We start from the raw sequence: 17638 nt of genomic DNA, 5'->3' as shown, positions 1-17638 counted from the left end.
TTTGCGATGAAAGGCCCCTTCATTGCAGTTCTGGGCTAGCTGACGACGGTCCAGGTGTCCTTGCCGCGCAAAAGGCCCTGCAGGTCGGGCTCGCGGGCGGCCCGGGCTTCCGCGACCTGGGCCCGCGCCTGGTCGTCGTAGGTGGGCCGCTCGACCTGCCGCAGAATGCCGGTCGGCACGTGGTTCAGGTTCTGGTCGCCGATCCGCGAAAGCGCGAACGCGTACGAGGTGTCCTCGATCGCCGGGTCGTGCACGACGAGGTTCTCCTCGCCGATGTTCGCGACCTTCCCGACCTCCAGGCCTGCCCAGCCGCTCCGCGTGACCCCGTATTCGCCCTGCGGCCCGAACTTGATCGGCTCGCCGGCCTTCAGCGGGATGAGCCGGGTGGCGGCCTCGTCCTTGTCCTTGAGGACGTCGAAGGCGCCGTCGTTGAAGATCGGGCAGTTCTGGTAGATCTCCACCAGCGCCGACCCGCGGTGTTTCGCGGCGGCCTCCAGCACCTCGGTCAGTCCCTTGCGGTCCGAGTCGAGCGCGCGGCCCACGAACGACGCCTCGGCGCCGATCGCCAGCGAAAGCGGGTTGAACGGGGTGTCGACCGAGCCCATCGGGGTGGACTTCGTGACCATGCCCGGCCCGGACGTCGGCGAGTACTGGCCCTTCGTGAGGCCGTAGATCCGGTTGTTGAACAGCAGGATCTTGATGTTCACGTTGCGGCGCAACGCGTGGATCAGGTGGTTGCCGCCGATGGACAGCGCGTCGCCGTCACCGGTGACGACCCACACCGACAGATCCGGCCGCGCGGTCGCGAGCCCGGTGGCGATCGACGGCGCCCGGCCGTGGATCGAGTGCATACCGTAGGTGTTCAGGTAGTACGGGAACCGGGACGAGCACCCGATCCCCGAGATGAACACGATGTTCTCGCGCTTGAGGCCGAGTGTCGGCAGGAACGACTGCACGGCGTTGAGCACGACGTAGTCCCCGCAGCCGGGACACCAGCGGACCTCCTGGTCCGACTTGTAGTCCTTCGCCTTCTGCGGTTCGGTCTCGGTCGGCACAAGGTCCAAGCCGCCGAGGGTGGGGATCCCCAGGTCGATCGCGGTCACTTCGCCCCCTCCGTACTGGTGATGATCTCCGTGAAGACGCCTTGCAGCTCTTCGGCCTTGAAGGGCAGCCCGGCGACCTTCGTGTACGACTTCACGTCGACGAGGTACTTGGCCCGCAGGAGCATCGAAAGCTGGCCGAGGTTCATTTCCGGGACGACGACGGTGTCGTACGAACGGAGTACGTCGCCGAGGTTGCCCGGGAACGGGTTGAGATGGCGCAGATGCGCCTGCGCGATCGGCATGCCGTCCTTGCGGACGCGGCGGCACGCGGCGCCGATGGGCCCGTAGGAGGAGCCCCAGCCGAGCGCCAGCACCCGTGCCTTGCCGCCGCTCGGATCGTCGACGACGAGGTCCGGGACGTCGACGCCGTCGATCTTGGCCTGGCGCAGGCGGACCATCTTGTCGTGGTTGTCGGGGTCGTAGGAGATGTGGCCGGTCTTGTCGGCCTTCTCCAGCCCGCCGATGCGGTGCTGGAGGCCGGCGGCGCCCGGCACCGCCCACGCTCGGGCGAGGGTCTCGGGGTCACGCACATACGGCCAGAATTCCCCGGAACCGTCCTCGGCATTCGGCTCGGTGGCGAATTCCACGCGCAGATCCGGCAGGTCCTCGACATCCGGGATCAGCCACGGCTCGGAGCCGTTCGCGATCGCGCCGTCCGACAGCAGGAACACCGGTGTGCGGTACTTCAGCGCGATCCGGGTGGCCTCCATCGCCGCGTCGAAGCAGTCGGCGGGGGACAGCGGCGCGATGATCGGCACCGGGGATTCGCCGTTGCGGCCGAACATCGCCTGCAGCAGGTCGGCCTGTTCGGTCTTGGTCGGCAGGCCGGTCGACGGGCCGCCGCGCTGGACGTCGACGACGACCAGCGGCAGTTCGGTCATCACCGCGAGACCGATGGCCTCGGACTTCAGCGCGACCCCGGGCCCGGACGTCGAGGTGACGCCCAGCGCGCCGCCGTAGGAGGCGCCGAGCGCGGCGCCGATACCGGCGATCTCGTCCTCGGCCTGGAAGGTGAGGATGCCGTAGTTCTTGTGCTTGGACAGCTCGTGGAGGATGTCCGACGCGGGGGTGATCGGGTACGTGCCCAGCAGGATCTGCAGGCCGGACTGCTGCCCGGCGGCGACCAGCCCGTACGCCAGCGCGGTGTTCCCGGTGATCTGGCGGTACGTGCCCTGGTTCAGTTTCGCGGGCGCGACCTCGTACGTCGTCGCGAACGACTCCGTCGTCTCGCCGTAGTTCCAGCCCGCGCGGAAGGCCAGGATGTTGGCCTCGGCGATGTCGGCCTTCTTCGCGAACTTCTCGCGCAGGAAGCGTTCCGTGCCCTCGGTCGGCCGGTGGTACATCCAGGAGAGCAGCCCGAGCGCGAACATGTTCTTCGCGCGTTCGGCGTCCTTTTTGGACAGTCCGGTCGCTTCGAGCGCGCCTCTGGTCAACGTCGACATGGCCACCCGGTGGACTTGATAGGCCGAAAGGGTGTCGTCGTCGAGGGGATCGTTGTCGTACCCGACCTTGACCAGGTTCCGCTTCGTGAACTCGTCGGTGTTGAGGATGATCGTCCCGCCGGCCGGGACGTCGGCGAGGTTCGCCTTCAGCGCGGCGGGGTTCATGGCGACCAAGACGTCCGGCCGGTCGCCCGGCGTGAGGATGTCGTAGTCGGCGAAGTGCACCTGGAAGCTCGAGACGCCGGGGATGGTGCCCTGCGGCGCGCGGATCTCCGCGGGGAAGTTCGGCATGGTCGACAGGTCGTTGCCGAAGGCGGCCGCTTCGGAGGTGAACCGGTCGCCCGTCAGCTGCATGCCGTCACCGGAGTCACCGGCGAACCGGATGACCACCCGGTCCAGCTTGGCGACCTCGGTCGGCCTGACGGCCGACAAGGAGCCGTTGCCGTTCGCACTCGTGCTCATAGGTCAGGGATTCCCTCTCTCCCGACGTGCGTCGTCCCCGGCCGTGCCGGGGATCGGCGTGCCTCGCCCGGCTGTCGGCCAGGTCACAGGTGCCATGTCCCGAGGTTAGCCCTCGGCACACTTTCCAGGTTGCCGTAAAACGGTCTGGACCTACTCCTGGAGTGTCCTGAGCTCGGCGCTGAGCGGGGATTATCCGGTTTATCTGTTACCGATGGTAACGGTCGGCGATGCGGCTCGATTGTGAGCCGTATCTCCTTCCAGCGTAGTGAAGTCCGGTCGAGGAACGGTCATCGGCCGGTCATCGAGGCCCTGAGCCTGGCCAGCCGTTCGGTGAACGCGGGTGCGGTGAGTGAGGTCAGCTGCGGCGCGATCTCGGCGTCGACGGCGGCCGAATGGTCGGTCAGTCCCGCGGTGTGCCGGAGCGTGCGCTTCGTCGCCAGAAGGACGTCTCGTGGAGCGTCGACGGCGGGTTTCGCCAGTTCACGGGCGGCCTCGATCAGATCTCCTTCGACGAGCCGGAGCGCGAGCCCGCATTCGACAGCGGCTTCGGCGCCGACGACTTCACCGAAGAGCGTCATCGCCGCGGCCTTCTGCGGACCGACGAGCCGCTGGATCATCCACGTCATCCCGCCGCCGGGATGGATGCCCAGATCGAGAAATCTGGCCACGAATTTGGCCTTCGGTCCCACGATGCGGACGTCCGCGGCGAGCGCGAGGTTCAGCCCGGCGCCCACGGCGGCACCGTTGACCGCGGCGATCGTGGGCAGGGAACACCGCGCAACCGAGAGGAATCCGTCGTAGATGGCGCGGAGTCCGTCCTCGCTGGCGCCGGCGAGCGTGTCCAGGTCCGCGCCCGCGCAGAAGGCCGGCGGTGTGCCGGTGATGACCAATGCGTGGACACTTTCGTCGGCTTCGGCGCGCGAAACGGCCTCGGCCAGCTGCGCGGAGAGGTCGAGGGTCAGGGCGTTGCGGGTGGCGGGCGCGTCGATGGTGAGCACGGCGATGCCGTCGTCGTGGCTGGAGCGGATCTGATCGGTCACGGGGACGAGGGTGTCACGCTTCGGGGGTCGGCGGGCGTTCCAGCAGCCGGAAAAGGTTCATGCCTCGGGGGTCGGCGGCCGTTCCAACAGCCGGGAAAGGACGACGGTGGATACCGTGCGGTCTACGATCTCCAGCCCGCGCAGCCGTTCCAGCGCGGTCTCCAGATGGTGGATGTCCGAGGCGCGCAGATGGACGATCGCGTCGGCCGCGCCCGAGACCGTGTACGCCGCGACGACCTCCGGCAACGGCTCCAGCCGGGCGCGGATCCTGGCCGGGGTGATGTTGCCGTTGCAGGTCATCTCGACGAACGCCTCGGTGCCCCAGCCCAGCGCTTCGGGGTCGACGACCGCGGTGAACCCGCGCAGGACCCCGGTTTCGAGCAGTCTGTCGACCCGTCGCTTCACCGCGGGCGCGGACAGGCCGACCACCTTGCCGATGTCGGCGTAGCTGGACCTCGCGTTGGCCATCAGACATGAAACGATTCGCTGGTCGATGGTGTTCACACGCAATGTTTAGCAGGTATGTGCGCAGCGAACAGCGATTGATTGCGGAATTAGGTGAGCCTTACCCTTCGGGTATGCCGGAACTGGAGCAGCAGCCCCGTGTACCCATGACGCGCCGCTACCTCATGTGCCCGCCGCGGTACTTCGCGGTGGACTACGTCATCAACCCGTGGATGGACCCGTCGGTCCCGGTGAGCGTCGACACCGCGACGGCGCAATGGACCGAACTCCGCGACACCTATCGGCGCCTCGGCCACACCGTCGAGGAGATCGAGGCCCAGCCCGGCCTGCCCGACATGGTGTTCGCCGCGAACTCCGGCACCGTCGTCGACGGCCGTGTCCTCGGCTCGCGGTTCCGCGCGCCGCAGCGCACCGCCGAGGCCGAGCACTTCCGCCGCTGGTTCGTCGAGCACGGCTACCGCGACATCACCATGCCCGAGAAGATCAACGAGGCCGAGGGCGATTTCGCGTGGACCGGCAAGGTCCTGCTCGCCGGCACCGGCTTCCGGACCGACCCGGCCGCGCACGCCGAAGCGCAGGAGGTCCTCGGTGTCCCGGTCGTGTCGCTGCGGCTGATCGACCCGAGCTACTACCACCTCGACACCGCGTTGTTCGTGCTCGCCGAGGCCACCGACACCACGTCCGCCCAGATCGCCTACTACGCGGACGCCTTCTCGGCGGGATCGCGGAAGGTGCTGGAGCGGATGTTCCCGGACGCGGTAATCGCGGACCGGGCCGACGCGGAGTGCTTCGGCCTGAACGGGGTGTCCGACGGCCGCAACGTCGTTCTGCCGGTCGAGGCGACCGGATTGGCGGCGCGGCTGACCGAACGCGGCTACGAGGTCCTCTTCGTGGATATTTCCGAGCTCAGGAAGGCGGGCGGCGGCCCGAAGTGCTGCACCCTGGAGATCCGCAAGTAATCCGTTCGGGGACATCTTGCAGGATCGTGTAACTACTCCATTCGCCAATTCGATTAATCGGGGAAAGACACTCGGTCCCGAATGAGGCGCGGATGGTGATCCTGGCGATCGGCGGCGTGGGCAAACCCGTGCGCGCGCTGGATCCTGGCGAGAACGAAACCTGGGTGACGGTCGAACAGTTCGAGCGGGTGCTCGACACGGTGGCCGGACGCGAAGACGTCAGCCTCACCTTCGACGACGGCAACTCCTCGGACGTCGAGATCGCGCTCCCCAGACTGGTGGAGCGCGATCTCACGGCTGAGTTCTTCCCGCTGGCGGGCCGGATCGGGCAGCGGGGTTTCCTCGACGCGGACGGCCTTCGTGAGCTGGTCGAGGCGGGGATGTCGATCGGTTCGCACGGCTGGGAGCATCGAGACTGGCGGCGGCTGGACGACCGGAACGCCCGGCGTGAACTGGAAACCGCGCCGAAACTGCTCGCGGACTTGAGCGGGAAACCCGTGCGCGCGTACGCGCCGCCGTTCGGCGCCTACGACCGGCGGGTGCTCAGCAGGCTCCGGCGTTTCGGCGCGACGAGGGTCTACACGACCGAAGGCGGCGCGGCTTCGCGCGACGGCTGGCTACGGCCTCGGATCGAGGTCCTGCACGACGTCGACCAGGAGTGGATCGACAGTGTGCTCGGTGAGCGGGAGGGCCTGTACCGCCGAGCGGGACGGCTTATGGCGCGGGTCGCCAGGCTTGCCCGATTTTGACCGTTTTCTTTGCGTGGTGGGAAAATAACTCTTGAGCTGAAACGTCGGCGAAGGCATTCTGAGCACCCTCGGTAAAGAAGTTTTATTAACAAAGGGGTGTTCGGTATGCGGAAGCTGCTCCTGTTCTCGGCGATGGTCGTGGTCGCCGGGTCGGCTCCCGCGGCGACGGCCGCCGCATCACCGGAGGCGGCCCCGACCGCGCAGCAGTTGCTGGCGAAGACCACCAGTTGCAAGCAGGTGTCGAACGGCAAGTACAAGACCGATGAGGAAACCGGCCGGACCATCGCGGTCTGCGACGCGGGCGGCGCCGTGTTCTGGAAGGCCGACATGGACGTCGACTGCGACGGGCAGCCGACCGCGCGGTGCAACAAGAACACGGACCCGTGGTTCCAGGACGGCACCGCGTATCCGCGCTCCGACGGTAAGGCGCTGATCGCCGACCAGACGCCCTACGTCGTCGTGCCGAGCATCAGCAGCACGTGGAACTTCGAGAAGGCCGGCCTCAAGGGCGCCGGTTCGTGCGCGGTGATCTACAACGGCAAGGTGCTCTACACCGTCATCGGTGACACCGGTCCGAAGGACATCATCGGCGAAGCGTCCTATGCGGCCGCGAAGGCGCTGGGGATCAACCCGGATCCGAAGAACGGCGGCGTCGACTCGGGCGTGACCTACATCTGCTTCAAGAACTCGAAGGTTTCGCCGATCGAGGACCACGGGAAGTCGACCTCGGTCGGACAGGCCCTGGCGGCGAAGTTCGTTCAGGGATAACGGAAGTCGCCGGCCCCGGGAGCTTTCGCCCCCGGGGCCGACCGGTGCGGTGGATCAGCGCCGGACCACTTGCTGGTGCCAGTCGCCGAACCCGTAGGGCGGGGCGATGACGTGGACATCGGTGTCGCCGACCGCTCGCCACGGCGCGACTGCCCGCAACCGGTAGACACCGACCGCGACGTTCGGGAAGGTCACCCAGCCTTCGGCGTCGGTCCTCGCGAGCGACACGAGTTTCCCGCCATCGGTGCTCAAGGTGGCGGTCACGTTCGGCACCTGCTCGCCGGAGTCCCACTGGCCGTTGCCGTTCTTGTCGGTCCAGAGCCGGCCGCGGGAGTCGGCCCGCTTGCCCGGCACCTTGCCCTCAGCATCGGCGACCGGTCCAGAGAAAGCGGTTTTGCCTTCGACGTAGCACGTCAGGTGGACGTTGCCGAAGTAGCTCGCCTTCTCCGGGACCCTGCCCGTGACCGTGATTTCCAGGCGCTGACCCGCCGCGAGCGCGCCCGCCTGCTTCATCGGGCTGAAGTCGCCCCATTGGGAATCGGCGATCTCGAGATGCTGTCCGTTGCCCATCGGATCGCACCCCACCCACAGGTCGGCGAGCGGCCGGTCGCCGACGTTGGTGAGAACGAGCGTCGCCTTGGCGGTCTCGCCCACGGCGTAGCTCGCCTTGTCGAGACTGCCGCTTGCCTGGAGCACGTCGGTCAGGGGGCGGGTGGCCTTGATTTCGAGTGCGGCCTGCGATCCGCTTCCGTCCACCCGGAGATCACCGATGTACGGGGCGACCCAGTCGCCGGGGACCTTCGAGAAGTAGATACCCGCGCTGGGGGTGACCGGTATGGCGGCGAATTCGAACCGGCCGGCGGAGTCGGTGGTAGTGATCAGTTCGCCGGTCATGCCCACGCCGTTCAAGTGGACCTCGGCCCCGGCCAGGCCCTCTCCGGGAGACGGCATACCGTCCTCGTTCGCGTCGCCGTACAGCTGCCCGGCGACGCGATCGGTCGTACCGGTCGGAACGTGTTCGAGGGTGACGATGGAAGTGTTGTCCCGGTAGTCGACATCGCCGGGCGTGTACACCTCGAATTGGACGGCGGGATCCTCTTTGCTGCCGTACATCGACTTGCCGACCACGCGGTAGGTTCGGGTTTCTCCGGGCGCGAAGGAGGCTCCGGGGCCTTCGTTCGCCAGATCACCCCAAGCTCCCCGGGGAACTGTGAAGTACGGCCCCGAGACCGTGTAGTTGTTCCCCCTGACCTCGGTGGCGGGGACATCGCCGAGGTTGGTGATGGTCACGTCGACCGGGATCTCGTCTCCCGGCAGATAGCGGCCTTGGACGACCGTCGCCGTCACCTTGAGGTTCGGGCCCGGCTCGGCGCTCGCGGGTGTGGCCGTCGCCAGCCCGGCGAGGGTGAAGGCCGCGGTGAGCACGCCGAGCGTGCGCAGCGATGTTCTTCGCATTGGTGTTCCCCAGTCCCGCCTGACGCGCACCCGTCCCATGCGGACGCCCCCAGGCGATCATCGTTGACGGATCGAACCTAAAGTCCGGTTCGGGCGAGTGGCCACCGCGGAACATTCCGGCGTCGCGGCAGGGCAACCGTACGGCGTCCTGGACGTATCCTCGAGGTCTTTCCCGCGATCAGCGGCAGTGCGGACAGGTGTTTTCCCTTGAGTTGGAAGGGGTCCAGCCCTCACGGATGAGGATGGTCCGAACCTCGGCGGCCACCGCGCACGGTGAATCCCTGACGTCACGCCACCCGTAGACGAGCCTTGCCCGTCCGGCCAGTTCCGCGGCGTTGTCGCGGCGACGGTCCCGGAAGGCGACACCCGGTGTCGAGTGCGTCGACCTGCCGTCGAGCCGGACCGTCACGGCGGCGCCCCGTGCGTCGTAGGTGACGTCCTCCCAGAGTGTCTTTCCGTCGACCTCGAAGGGTGTTTGCCGGCTTCCGCGGGGAAGGCCATGAAGATCTTCGACGTCCTCCTTGTAGGCCACTTCGAGTGCTGACATCAGGCCGCCGCCGACGAGGGCGAGGCCGTGCCGGATGGCGGGGCGATAGCGAAACGGTGGCCTGACCAGCACGCACGCCTCCATCGCGGCCACCGAGATCCTGGTCCGGCCGAGCAGGTCGACGATGGTGTTGGTCGCCTGACGCGGTGTCCGTTGAGAAGTGGCCAGGTCGAGGATGGTGTCGGTGACCCTGGCGCGTGGGGGGTCGGTCCCGGCGGCGATATGGGGCAGTGCGCGGGATCTGTGGACTATGACCAAGGGAGCCTGCGAGATCGCGGAGAAGGTGTACGGAACCGTGATTTCGACAGGTCCTTCGATGACCGGCAGAATTTTCCATTCTTCGGCGGCCGTCCGATGGCTCAAGATGGCGTAACCGCTCCCATAGAGCAGCGCGGCGTGGATCTTGGCCGAGCGAGACAAGCCGCCGGTGAATGTCGAGTAAACACGCGGGAGAACCCGCTGCCAGCGTCCGCCCGCGAGGTTCGCCCTGATATCCGACATGGTGTGGCCGTAGGCGTGCAATTGCCGCCGAGAGACGATTCCATGCTGCTCCGCCAGCAGGACCGGCCAGCTCGGGCGTTGTCCGGCCGGGATGGAGTCTTCCGACCAGCGTCTGTGGGTGGGCACCTTCCCACGATCGCCGTCCGGCGACGGTCACGGTGGGCATGAAGCGAATCTGTGGACAAAGCAAGGGGGAGGGGAGGTGGCTGTGGATAATCGGGTCGGGGTGGTCGTGAGTGGTAAGTGTCGTTCTAACGACACTCACCACTCACGACNATTTCTCCGGGCAGGTCGTGCTGGAGATCAACACCCGGCGGTCGCCGAGCGCGGCACTCACCACTCACGACCACCCCGACCCCATCCCTCACCGCAGCCTGAACGCTCACGAGATCGTTACGCGCTTCCTGTAGCGTTTCGCGCCCTGCGGACGATGAGTAATTCCCTTGCCGCACAGGCATTCCGCCAAAAGCAGGCGAATGCCGGACACCGGTAACGAAGCCGGTCCTCCCACCGACCAACGGGCAGCGGAATGCGGCTGGAGGAATTCGTCATGAAGATCAGTGTCTTCGGGCTCGGCTACGTCGGTTGCGTGTCGGCGGCGTGCCTCGCCGGACGCGGGCACGAGGTCGTCGGGGTCGACGTGAACCCGGTGAAGATCGAACTCGTCTCCAGCGGCAAGGCGCCGGTGGTCGAAGAGCGGATCGGGGAACTGACCGCGGAGGTCGTCGCCACGGGCAAGCTGAGAGCGACGACCGACGTCAGACAGGCGATCGCGGACAGCGAAGTCTCCCTGATCTGCGTCGGTACCCCGTCGGCGCCGAACGGCAGCCTGTCGACGGCGTTCCTGGAGCGCGTCGCCGAGGAAATCGGCGAAGCCCTCAAGAACAAGACGCGAAGACACACCGTCGTCTTCCGCAGCACCATGCTCCCCGGCACCTGCCTGGATCTTCTCGTCCCCATCCTCGAAAAGTCGTCCGGCCGCACGGCGGGCGTCGACTTCGGGGTCGCGGTGAACCCCGAGTTCCTGCGCGAGGGGAGTAGCGTCAAGGACTTCTTCGACCCGCCCAAGACCGTCATCGGCGAGCTCGACGCGGCGAGCGGCGACGTCGTCGCGGCGCTGTACGAAGGCCTTCCCGGCGAGGTCTTCCGCGTCCCGATCCCGGTCGCCGAGATGACGAAGTACGCCGACAATTCCTTCCACGGCCTCAAGATCGGCTTCGCGAACGAACTCGGCGCCATCTGCCGCGCGCTGGGGCTCGACTCCCATCAGGTGATCGACGTCTTCCTCGCCGACCGCAAGCTCAACATCAGCCCCGCCTACCTTCGCCCCGGGTTCGCTTTCGGCGGCTCGTGCCTCCCCAAGGATCTACGCGGCCTGGTCTACGCCGCGCACCGCGCGGACGTCTCCGTCCCGATCCTGTCGCACGTGCTGCCCTCCAACGACGAACACCTCCAGCGCGCCTTCGAGCTGGTCGCGCGCACCGGGAAACGCAAGGTCGGACTGTTCGGCCTGTCGTTCAAACCCGGCACCGACGATCTGCGCGAGAGCCCGCTCGTCGAACTCGCCGAGCGCCTGCTCGGCAAGGGATACGACCTCCGCATCTACGACGCCAACGTCAGCCTTTCGCGGCTGATCGGCGCGAACCGCGAGTACATCGAGGGCAGGTTGCCGCATCTCGGCCAGCTGCTCGCCGGCTCCATCGGCGAGGTCGTCGACCACGCCGAAGTCTGCCTCATCGGCTGCACCGACCCGGAGGTCCTCGCGGCCCTCCCGGCGGGCGGTGGCCACACCATCGTCGATCTCGTCCGCGTACCCGACGCCGACCGTCGCCGGGCTGAAGAGGGATATGTCGGTCTTGCCTGGTAAAGCTCTCATCCTCGTCGAGAACCTGTCCGTCCCCTTCGATCGCCGCGTCTGGCAGGAGTGCCAGACGCTTCGCGACGCCGGCTGGGAAGTCCACGTCATCTGTCCACAAGGGACGAAGCGGGACACCGAAGCCGAAGCCACCATCGACGGCGTCCACATCCTGCGGTACCCGCTGAAGGCCGCCACCGGTGGTCCGGCCGGGTACGTCCAGGAGTACGGCTCCGCGCTGTGGCACACGCTGCGGCTCGCCCGCAAGGTCGGCCGGGTCGACGTCGTGCACGCCTGCAACCCGCCGGACCTGCTGTTCCTCGTCGCGCTGTACCTCAAGCGCCAGGGCGCGAAGTTCATCTTCGACCAGCACGACCTCTGCCCCGAGCTGTACCTCTCGCGCTTCGACCGCGGCGAGGACTTCCTGTACCGCGCGGTCTGCGCGCTGGAGCGCCGCACGTACAAGACGGCCGACGTCGTCATCGCGACCAACGAGAGCTACAAGGACGTCGCCGTCAAGCGCGGCGGTAAGTCGCCGGACGACGTCTTCGTCGTGCGCAGCGCGCCCGTGGTCGAGCGGTTCCATCAGGTCCCGGTCGAGCCCGAGCTGAAGAAGGACAAGCCGCATCTGCTGGCGTACCTCGGCGTGATGGGCCCGCAGGACGGTGTCGACTACGCCTTGCGCGCGCTCGCGTCGTTGCGTGACGAGGTCGGCCGCACCGATTGGCACGCCGTGTTCATCGGCTCCGGCGACGCTTTCGACGCCATGGTGGCGTTGTCCAAGGAACTGAAGCTCGACGACCAGGTCGAGTTCACCGGCCGGATCCCCGACGCCGACCTTTTGCGCTATCTGTCAGCGGCCGACGTCTGTCTTTCGCCGGATCCCTTGAACCCGCTCAACGACGTGTCGACCATGAACAAGATCATGGAGTACATGGCGATGAGCCGTCCGATCGTTTCCTTCGAGTTGCGGGAGGCCAGGGTTTCGGCCGGAGAGGCCGCCCTTTACGCCCCGGCGAACGACGAGCCGGAGTTCGCGAAGCTGATCGCGCATCTGCTCGACTCGCCGGACCAGCGGGCCGCGATGGGTGAGCTGGGACGGGCGCGCGTCGCCGGTCCGCTGTCGTGGGAGAACTCCCAGAAAGCCCTGCTCGCGGCCTATGCGGCCGCGGTCCGGTGATCGACTTCCCGGTCGCGTTTTGAACAAGAGTCGGGCAACCCTGTAACCAACGCGGTGGCCGGTCCGACGGGATTCATACACACCCCACGCACCGGACGGAGATCCCGGCTTTGACTGACGACACGGTGCGCCTGTCCATGATCGGACAGGTTCTGCGCGGGAGGTGGCGGACCCTCGTGGTCCTCGCCCTCCTCGGCGCCCTGGTCGGCGCGGGATCGTCGCTGATCCTTTCCCCCGGCTACCGGACGACGTCCAGCGTGCTGCTGCAGGGCCCGCGCGAGGCGGACGAACTGCTCACCCAGGCCGAGGTGGCGACCAGTTCGGTCGTGCTCGACCGGGCCGCCGCCGGACTCGGTGACGGCGAGACCGGCGCCGATCTGCGGGACAAGGTGGCCACGTCGGTCGCACAGGGCAATGTCATCACCATCGAGGCCACCGGTGACACCGCCGAACAGACGCAGCGGATGGCCGACCGGATCGCGAGCGAGTTCGTGAAGTACTCGACGCAGATCATCGCCGGTTCCGGCGACGCGGCGGTCCAGCAGGCGCAGGAACGCCGCGAGACACTGCGGCAGCAAGTCGTGCAGACCAACCAGCGCATCAGCGAACTCTCCGCGAAGGTCAACGAAGGCAAGACGACCGTCGAGAGCGTCCAGCTCCGCACCGAACTGCAGGGCCTGCGCTCGTCGATCGAGTCGGCGATGTCCAGTTTGAACGCCGCCGACACCGCCAGTGGCCTCGGCAACATGGTCGTCCTCGGCTCGGCCGAGCTGCCGTCCTCGGCGGCCGCGCCCACGTGGGCGCAACTCGCGCTCGGCGGCACGGCGCTGTTCTTCCTCATCGGCCTGTTCGGCCACCTCTTCACCGCCCGCACCGACCGGCGGCTGCGGGACCAGGAGGAGATCGCCGCGGCGATCGGCGCTCCGGTGCTGGCCACCTTCGACGCCGTGGAGCGGCCGTCCGACGGCACCACCTTGCGGGCCAAGCTCCTCCGTGACGACAGGCCGTGGAACGTCCCGCGGGTCGACGTCTTCGCCGACGAGATCGACTCCGACGTCTTGTACCAGCGCCTGATCTCCCGGTTGCCGCACCGGCGGCTGCTCGTGGTCGCCGCGCACGGCGATACCGCCGGGCTGGCGGCCGCCGAACGGCTCGCCGCTCTCGCCGGCCGATGGTTCACCGTCGTGACGGTTTCCCCGGCGCGGCCCGTCGTCGCGGACACCGACGCGGAAGGAGTCCTCGTCGTGGCGAGTGTCGGCTCCCGGTCCGCGTGGGAGCTGGTCGGGATCGCCGAAGCCATCGCCGACGCCGGTCTCGCCACGGTGGGCACCGTGCTGATCCGCCCGGTCCGGCCGACCCGCACCCGCCCCGGTACGCCCACCCCGTCCGACCACGAAGCACTGGCAGGTACCGCGTGACCAGCGCCGAAAAACCGAAGTCCGAGCCGCTCATCGACCTGCAGCGGCTGGTCGTCTCGGTACGCAGACGACGTCGCCTGTGGGTGGCCACCGCCCTGCTGGGGCTGATCGCCGGCGGGCTGGTCGCGATGCTCCTGCCGCCGCCGCCCACCGCGGTCGCACAGATCCTCGTGATCCACCCCGACGACTCGCCGACCGACAGCGGAACGCTGATGCGGACCGACGTCGCCGTGCTCCAGACGACGAAGATCGCCACCGAGGCGCTCAAGAAGCTGAACAGCACCCAGGCGCCGGAGGAGTTCCTGAAGGATTACGAAGGGCTGGGCCTGACGAACAACGTCCTCCAGCTGACGGTCAAGGGCAAGACCGAGGACGAGGCACTGGCCCGCGCGCAGGCGATTTCCGACGCCTTCATCACCGAGTACGTCGGCCGCAACCAGGCTGCCGCGGCGGCGCAGCAGAAGGCCCTGCTCGACCAGCGCAACCAGGCCCAGGAGGAGCTCACCCCGATCGAAGCGTCGATCATCGCCGAAGAGGCCAAGGGCCGGAACGCCAACCCCGCGCAGCTGGAGCGGTTGTACTCGCGCCGCGCGGAGCTGACGTCCAAGATCTCCGACTACGACGGCCGAGCGCAGGAGGCGGGCATCGGTACGCCGAAGGTCGCCGCCGGGACGCAGATCGTGGACGCGCCGCGGATCCCGCCGCGTTCGCTGCTCAAGACCCTCGCCACCGACGCCGGGATCGGCTTGGCGCTGGGATTGCTCGCCGGGCTCGGGCTCGCGGCCGTCACGAGCGTGGTGAAGGACCGGCCGGTCCTGCGCCGCGAGATCTCGCAGCACCTCGGCGCCTCTGTGATCGCGCAGCTGCCCAAACCACCGCGTTTCCTGCGGCGCTCTCGCGCGGCGACCCGGCGGCAGCGGGTCGCGACGACACTGGTCCGCGCCGTTCGGCGGGAAAACGGTTCGGTGTCGCTGCTCGACCTCGGCGCCCGCCAGGTCACCGCCGCGCTCGCCGTCGACATGGCGCGCGAGCTGGCCGGGAAGGGGCCGGTCTCGCTCGTCGACGACCTGCCGAAGACGAACCTCCGCGAGCTGACAGGCGAAAGCCCGATCCAGGTGCTGGACCGCGGCGACGTCCCGCTGGCCGCGGCGGAGAGGCGCATCGGTGTCGGCTCGATCGAGCCCGGCACGGCGTGGACCGACCTCGAGTTCCTCGGCGAGGAGACGATCCTCGTCGTGCGCGCCGGGCACGCGAACACCGAATGGCTGCATACCGTCGCCCGCCAGCTGGCCGATCGGCGGATCCCGATCATCGGCGTCGTCGTGGTGGACCCGGATCCGCGCGACCACACCGACGGGACGCTGTGGGACGGTCTGCACACGGCGTTGCGCGGTCGCGCCGGTGCCGTGCCGGAGCCGCTGCCCGTCCCCGCGCGGACGGTGGCGCCCGCGCGCCCGGGCGCGCCGGAACGGCAGATGCCGCGGCCCGCGCCCAAGCCGGTCGAGATGTTCCCCGAGGACGTCCCGGTGCGGCGTCTCTCGACGGTGGCGCCGGTCGAGACGGCCGCCGAAAGCCCCGTCGAGCGGGTGCTGGAGCCGTCGAGGGAGAAGAAGGGCGCGCGACGCCATCCGCCGACGCCGTACCGGCGGTCCGAGGACCTCGACAACGCCGATCAGCCGACCAAACGATTCTCGCCTGTGTCACCGGATAACGCCGAAGCCTTGTAAGGGGAGCGAAAGCAGATGTGCGGCATCGCAGGGGCTTACTTCTGGCCGGACGGGGGGCCGCTCACCGATCGGCTCACCAAGACACTCGCCCACCGGGGACCCGACGGTTCCGGCAGGTACGACCATCGTGCCGGGGATGGCGAAGTCCACTTGGGACACCGGCGGCTGTCGATCGTCGACCTGACCGAGACCGGCGCGCAGCCGATGGTCAAGGACGGGCTCGCGCTGACCTACAACGGCGAGCTGTACAACGCGCCGGAGCTGCGGAAGGAACTCGAAGCCGCCGGTGTGCGCTTCCGGGGGACGTCCGACACCGAGGTCCTGCTGGAAGCCTGGCGCGCGTGGGGCACCGTGGGTTTGCACCGGTTGCGCGGAATGTTCGCGTTCGGCGTCTTCGACGAGCGGTCCGGCGAGCTGGTGCTGGTCCGCGACCAGCTGGGGATCAAGCCGCTCTTCCTGGTGCGCCGCGGCAAGGGGGTCGCCTTCGCGTCCGAGCTGAAGGCACTGGCCGCCGAACTGGGCGGCTCGCTGACCGTCGACGACACCGCGCTCGTCGCTTCCCTGCTCTACTACTGGGTCCCGGACGGCCGCTGCGCGTTCAAGGAGGCCGAGAAGCTGCCGCCGGGCAGCTGGGCGCGGTTCCGGCCGAACGGCGACGTCGAACGCGGCACCTTCTGGTCGCTGCGCCAGGTCGCCGAAGAGGGGGCCGCGTATGAGGGGGAGTTCGACCTCAATGCCGTCATCGAGGACTCCACGCGCAAGCACCTGATCGCGGACGTGCCGGTCGCGACGTTCCTCTCCGGCGGGCTCGACTCCAGCTACCTGACCGCGCTCGCCGCGCGCGAGCGGCCGGGGATCTCCGCGTACACCATCGGTTTCCGGGCCGAGGACGCGAAGTTCGAAGCGATGCCGGACGACCTGATGTACGCGAAGAAGGTCGCCGCGAAGTTCGGTGTCGACCTGCACGAGATCGAGATCGCGCCGCAGGTGCTCGATCTGTTGCCGCGGATGACGTACCACCTCGACGAGCCGATCGGTGACCCGGCGGCGATCAACAGCTACCTGATCTGCGCCGCCGCTCGCGAGGCAGGCGTCAAGGTGATGCTCTCGGGCATGGGCGCCGACGAGCTGTTCGCCGGGTATCGCAAGCATCTGGCGAACAAGATCGCCGTTCAGTACCAGCGGATTCCCGGCCTCGTCCGTCGCCCGGTGGAGTCCCTTGTGGACAGACTGCCGGTGGCGACGTCGAAACGGGGATTCCGGTCGGTCCGCTTCGCCAAGCGGTTCCTCTCGTTCGCGGAGCTGCCCGAGGAGACCGCGTTCCGGCGCAGCTACACGATGTACGACCAGGCCGAACTCACCGGTCTGCTGAACCCGGACCTCGCCGTCGCCGTCGACGACGTGATCACCGAGCACGCGGACACCTACCACGACAACACGTTGTCGGACTTCGTGAACCGCATGTGCCTCGCCGATTCCCGGCTCTTCCTGCCGGGGCTCAACCTCGCCTACACCGACCGGTCCAGTATGGCGGCGTCGGCCGAGGTGCGGACGCCGTTCGTCGACATCGAGGTCGTGAAGGCCGCGTTTCGGATCCCCGGTGACCGGAAGATCGTGAAGCGCCAAGGGAAGATGGCGCTGAAGGAAGCGGCGCTGTCGATCCTTCCCGCCGAGATCGTGCACCGGTCGAAGGGCCTGTTCAGCGCGCCGCTGCGGGCCTGGATGAGCCGCGACCTCGCGCCGTTGGTGCGCGAGGTGACGAACGAAGGTGAATTGGTGAAGGCCGGGTTCCTCCGTCGTGAGGCCCTGCGGAAGCTCGTCGACGAAGACGCGTCCGGTCAGCAGGACCGATCCAAGCATCTCTGGCACATCTTGACCCTCGAGTACTGGTATCGCGGCGCCGTCACAGCTTGGTCCAGCGGGTCGTGAGTGGCGATTCGGGTTAGAAGCCGAATCGCCAGATCGGA

Annotated in this window: 14 protein-coding genes; 8 read left to right on the top strand and 6 right to left on the bottom strand. The window is 68.0% G+C overall.

Annotated elements, in window-relative coordinates:
• Positions 1–35 precede the first annotated feature (35 nt).
• The 4 genes from LCL61_RS42020 to LCL61_RS42005 form a co-directional block, all read right to left on the bottom strand.
• The gene (locus tag LCL61_RS42020) at positions 36–1103 is read right to left on the bottom strand and encodes a 2-oxoacid:ferredoxin oxidoreductase subunit beta (protein ID WP_340684843.1); all 1068 of its coding nucleotides are present in this window, start codon (positions 1101–1103) and stop codon (positions 36–38) included.
• Positions 1100–3007, bottom strand: a complete 1908-nt coding sequence (locus LCL61_RS42015; RefSeq protein ID WP_340684842.1) for a 2-oxoacid:acceptor oxidoreductase subunit alpha — start codon at positions 3005–3007, stop codon at positions 1100–1102. The genes LCL61_RS42020 and LCL61_RS42015 overlap by 4 nt, the downstream gene beginning before the upstream one ends.
• A gap of 287 nt (positions 3008–3294) precedes the next feature.
• Positions 3295–4047, bottom strand: a complete 753-nt coding sequence (locus LCL61_RS42010) for an enoyl-CoA hydratase (protein ID WP_340684841.1) — start codon at positions 4045–4047, stop codon at positions 3295–3297.
• A gap of 57 nt (positions 4048–4104) precedes the next feature.
• On the bottom strand, positions 4105–4551 hold the full coding sequence (locus LCL61_RS42005; RefSeq protein WP_005151923.1) for an Lrp/AsnC family transcriptional regulator: 447 nt from the start codon (positions 4549–4551) through the stop codon (positions 4105–4107).
• A gap of 74 nt (positions 4552–4625) precedes the next feature.
• Between LCL61_RS42005 and ddaH the strand changes: the two genes are divergently transcribed.
• The 3 genes from ddaH (at position 4626) to LCL61_RS41990 (ending at position 6988) form a co-directional block, all read left to right on the top strand.
• Complete coding sequence (gene ddaH, locus LCL61_RS42000) at positions 4626–5471, top strand: dimethylargininase (RefSeq protein WP_340684840.1); 846 nt, start codon at positions 4626–4628, stop codon at positions 5469–5471.
• Between the two features lie 92 nt (positions 5472–5563).
• Positions 5564–6220, top strand: a complete 657-nt coding sequence (locus LCL61_RS41995; RefSeq protein WP_340684839.1) for a polysaccharide deacetylase family protein — start codon at positions 5564–5566, stop codon at positions 6218–6220.
• A 105-nt stretch (positions 6221–6325) separates the two neighbouring features.
• Positions 6326–6988 carry a glycoside hydrolase family 75 protein gene (locus LCL61_RS41990; RefSeq protein WP_340684838.1) on the top strand — a complete coding sequence of 221 codons (663 nt, stop codon included), beginning with the start codon at positions 6326–6328 and terminating at the stop codon, positions 6986–6988.
• Between the two features lie 54 nt (positions 6989–7042).
• Here LCL61_RS41990 and LCL61_RS41985 read toward each other — a convergent pair whose 3' ends face one another.
• Together LCL61_RS41985 and LCL61_RS41980 are read right to left on the bottom strand one after the other, a co-directional pair.
• Entirely contained in the window at positions 7043–8443 is a 1401-nt protein-coding gene (locus LCL61_RS41985; RefSeq protein ID WP_340684837.1) for an SdrD B-like domain-containing protein, read from the bottom strand.
• A gap of 178 nt (positions 8444–8621) precedes the next feature.
• Positions 8622–9617 carry a hypothetical protein gene (locus LCL61_RS41980; protein ID WP_340684836.1) on the bottom strand — a complete coding sequence of 332 codons (996 nt, stop codon included), beginning with the start codon at positions 9615–9617 and terminating at the stop codon, positions 8622–8624.
• A gap of 424 nt (positions 9618–10041) precedes the next feature.
• On the opposite strand from LCL61_RS41980, the gene LCL61_RS41975 reads away from it, so the two are divergent.
• The 5 genes from LCL61_RS41975 to asnB all read left to right on the top strand — a co-directional run bounded on the left by LCL61_RS41975 (position 10042) and on the right by asnB (position 17600).
• Positions 10042–11358: a nucleotide sugar dehydrogenase gene (locus LCL61_RS41975; protein WP_340684835.1), complete on the top strand. Its 1317-nt coding sequence runs from the start codon at positions 10042–10044 to the stop codon at positions 11356–11358.
• Entirely contained in the window at positions 11339–12526 is a 1188-nt protein-coding gene (locus tag LCL61_RS41970) for a glycosyltransferase family 4 protein (protein ID WP_340684834.1), read from the top strand. Before LCL61_RS41975 ends, LCL61_RS41970 begins: the two co-directional genes overlap by 20 nt.
• Positions 12527–12663: 137 nt before the next feature.
• Positions 12664–13944, top strand: a complete 1281-nt coding sequence (locus LCL61_RS41965; RefSeq protein WP_340684833.1) for an exopolysaccharide biosynthesis protein — start codon at positions 12664–12666, stop codon at positions 13942–13944.
• Positions 13941–15671 carry a Wzz/FepE/Etk N-terminal domain-containing protein gene (locus tag LCL61_RS41960; protein WP_340684832.1) on the top strand — a complete coding sequence of 577 codons (1731 nt, stop codon included), beginning with the start codon at positions 13941–13943 and terminating at the stop codon, positions 15669–15671. The genes LCL61_RS41965 and LCL61_RS41960 overlap by 4 nt, the downstream gene beginning before the upstream one ends.
• Before the next feature lie 15 nt (positions 15672–15686).
• A complete protein-coding gene (asnB, locus tag LCL61_RS41955) occupies positions 15687–17600 on the top strand; it encodes an asparagine synthase (glutamine-hydrolyzing) (protein ID WP_340684831.1) in 1914 nt (637 codons plus the stop codon).
• The last annotated feature ends 38 nt before the right edge of the window (positions 17601–17638 follow it).

The sequence above is a fragment of the Amycolatopsis coloradensis genome (genome assembly GCF_037997115.1).
Lineage (GTDB): Bacteria > Actinomycetota > Actinomycetes > Mycobacteriales > Pseudonocardiaceae > Amycolatopsis > Amycolatopsis coloradensis_A.
Note: the sequence above shows the minus strand (reverse complement) of the source record. Positions and strands in the feature narration are given on the sequence as shown.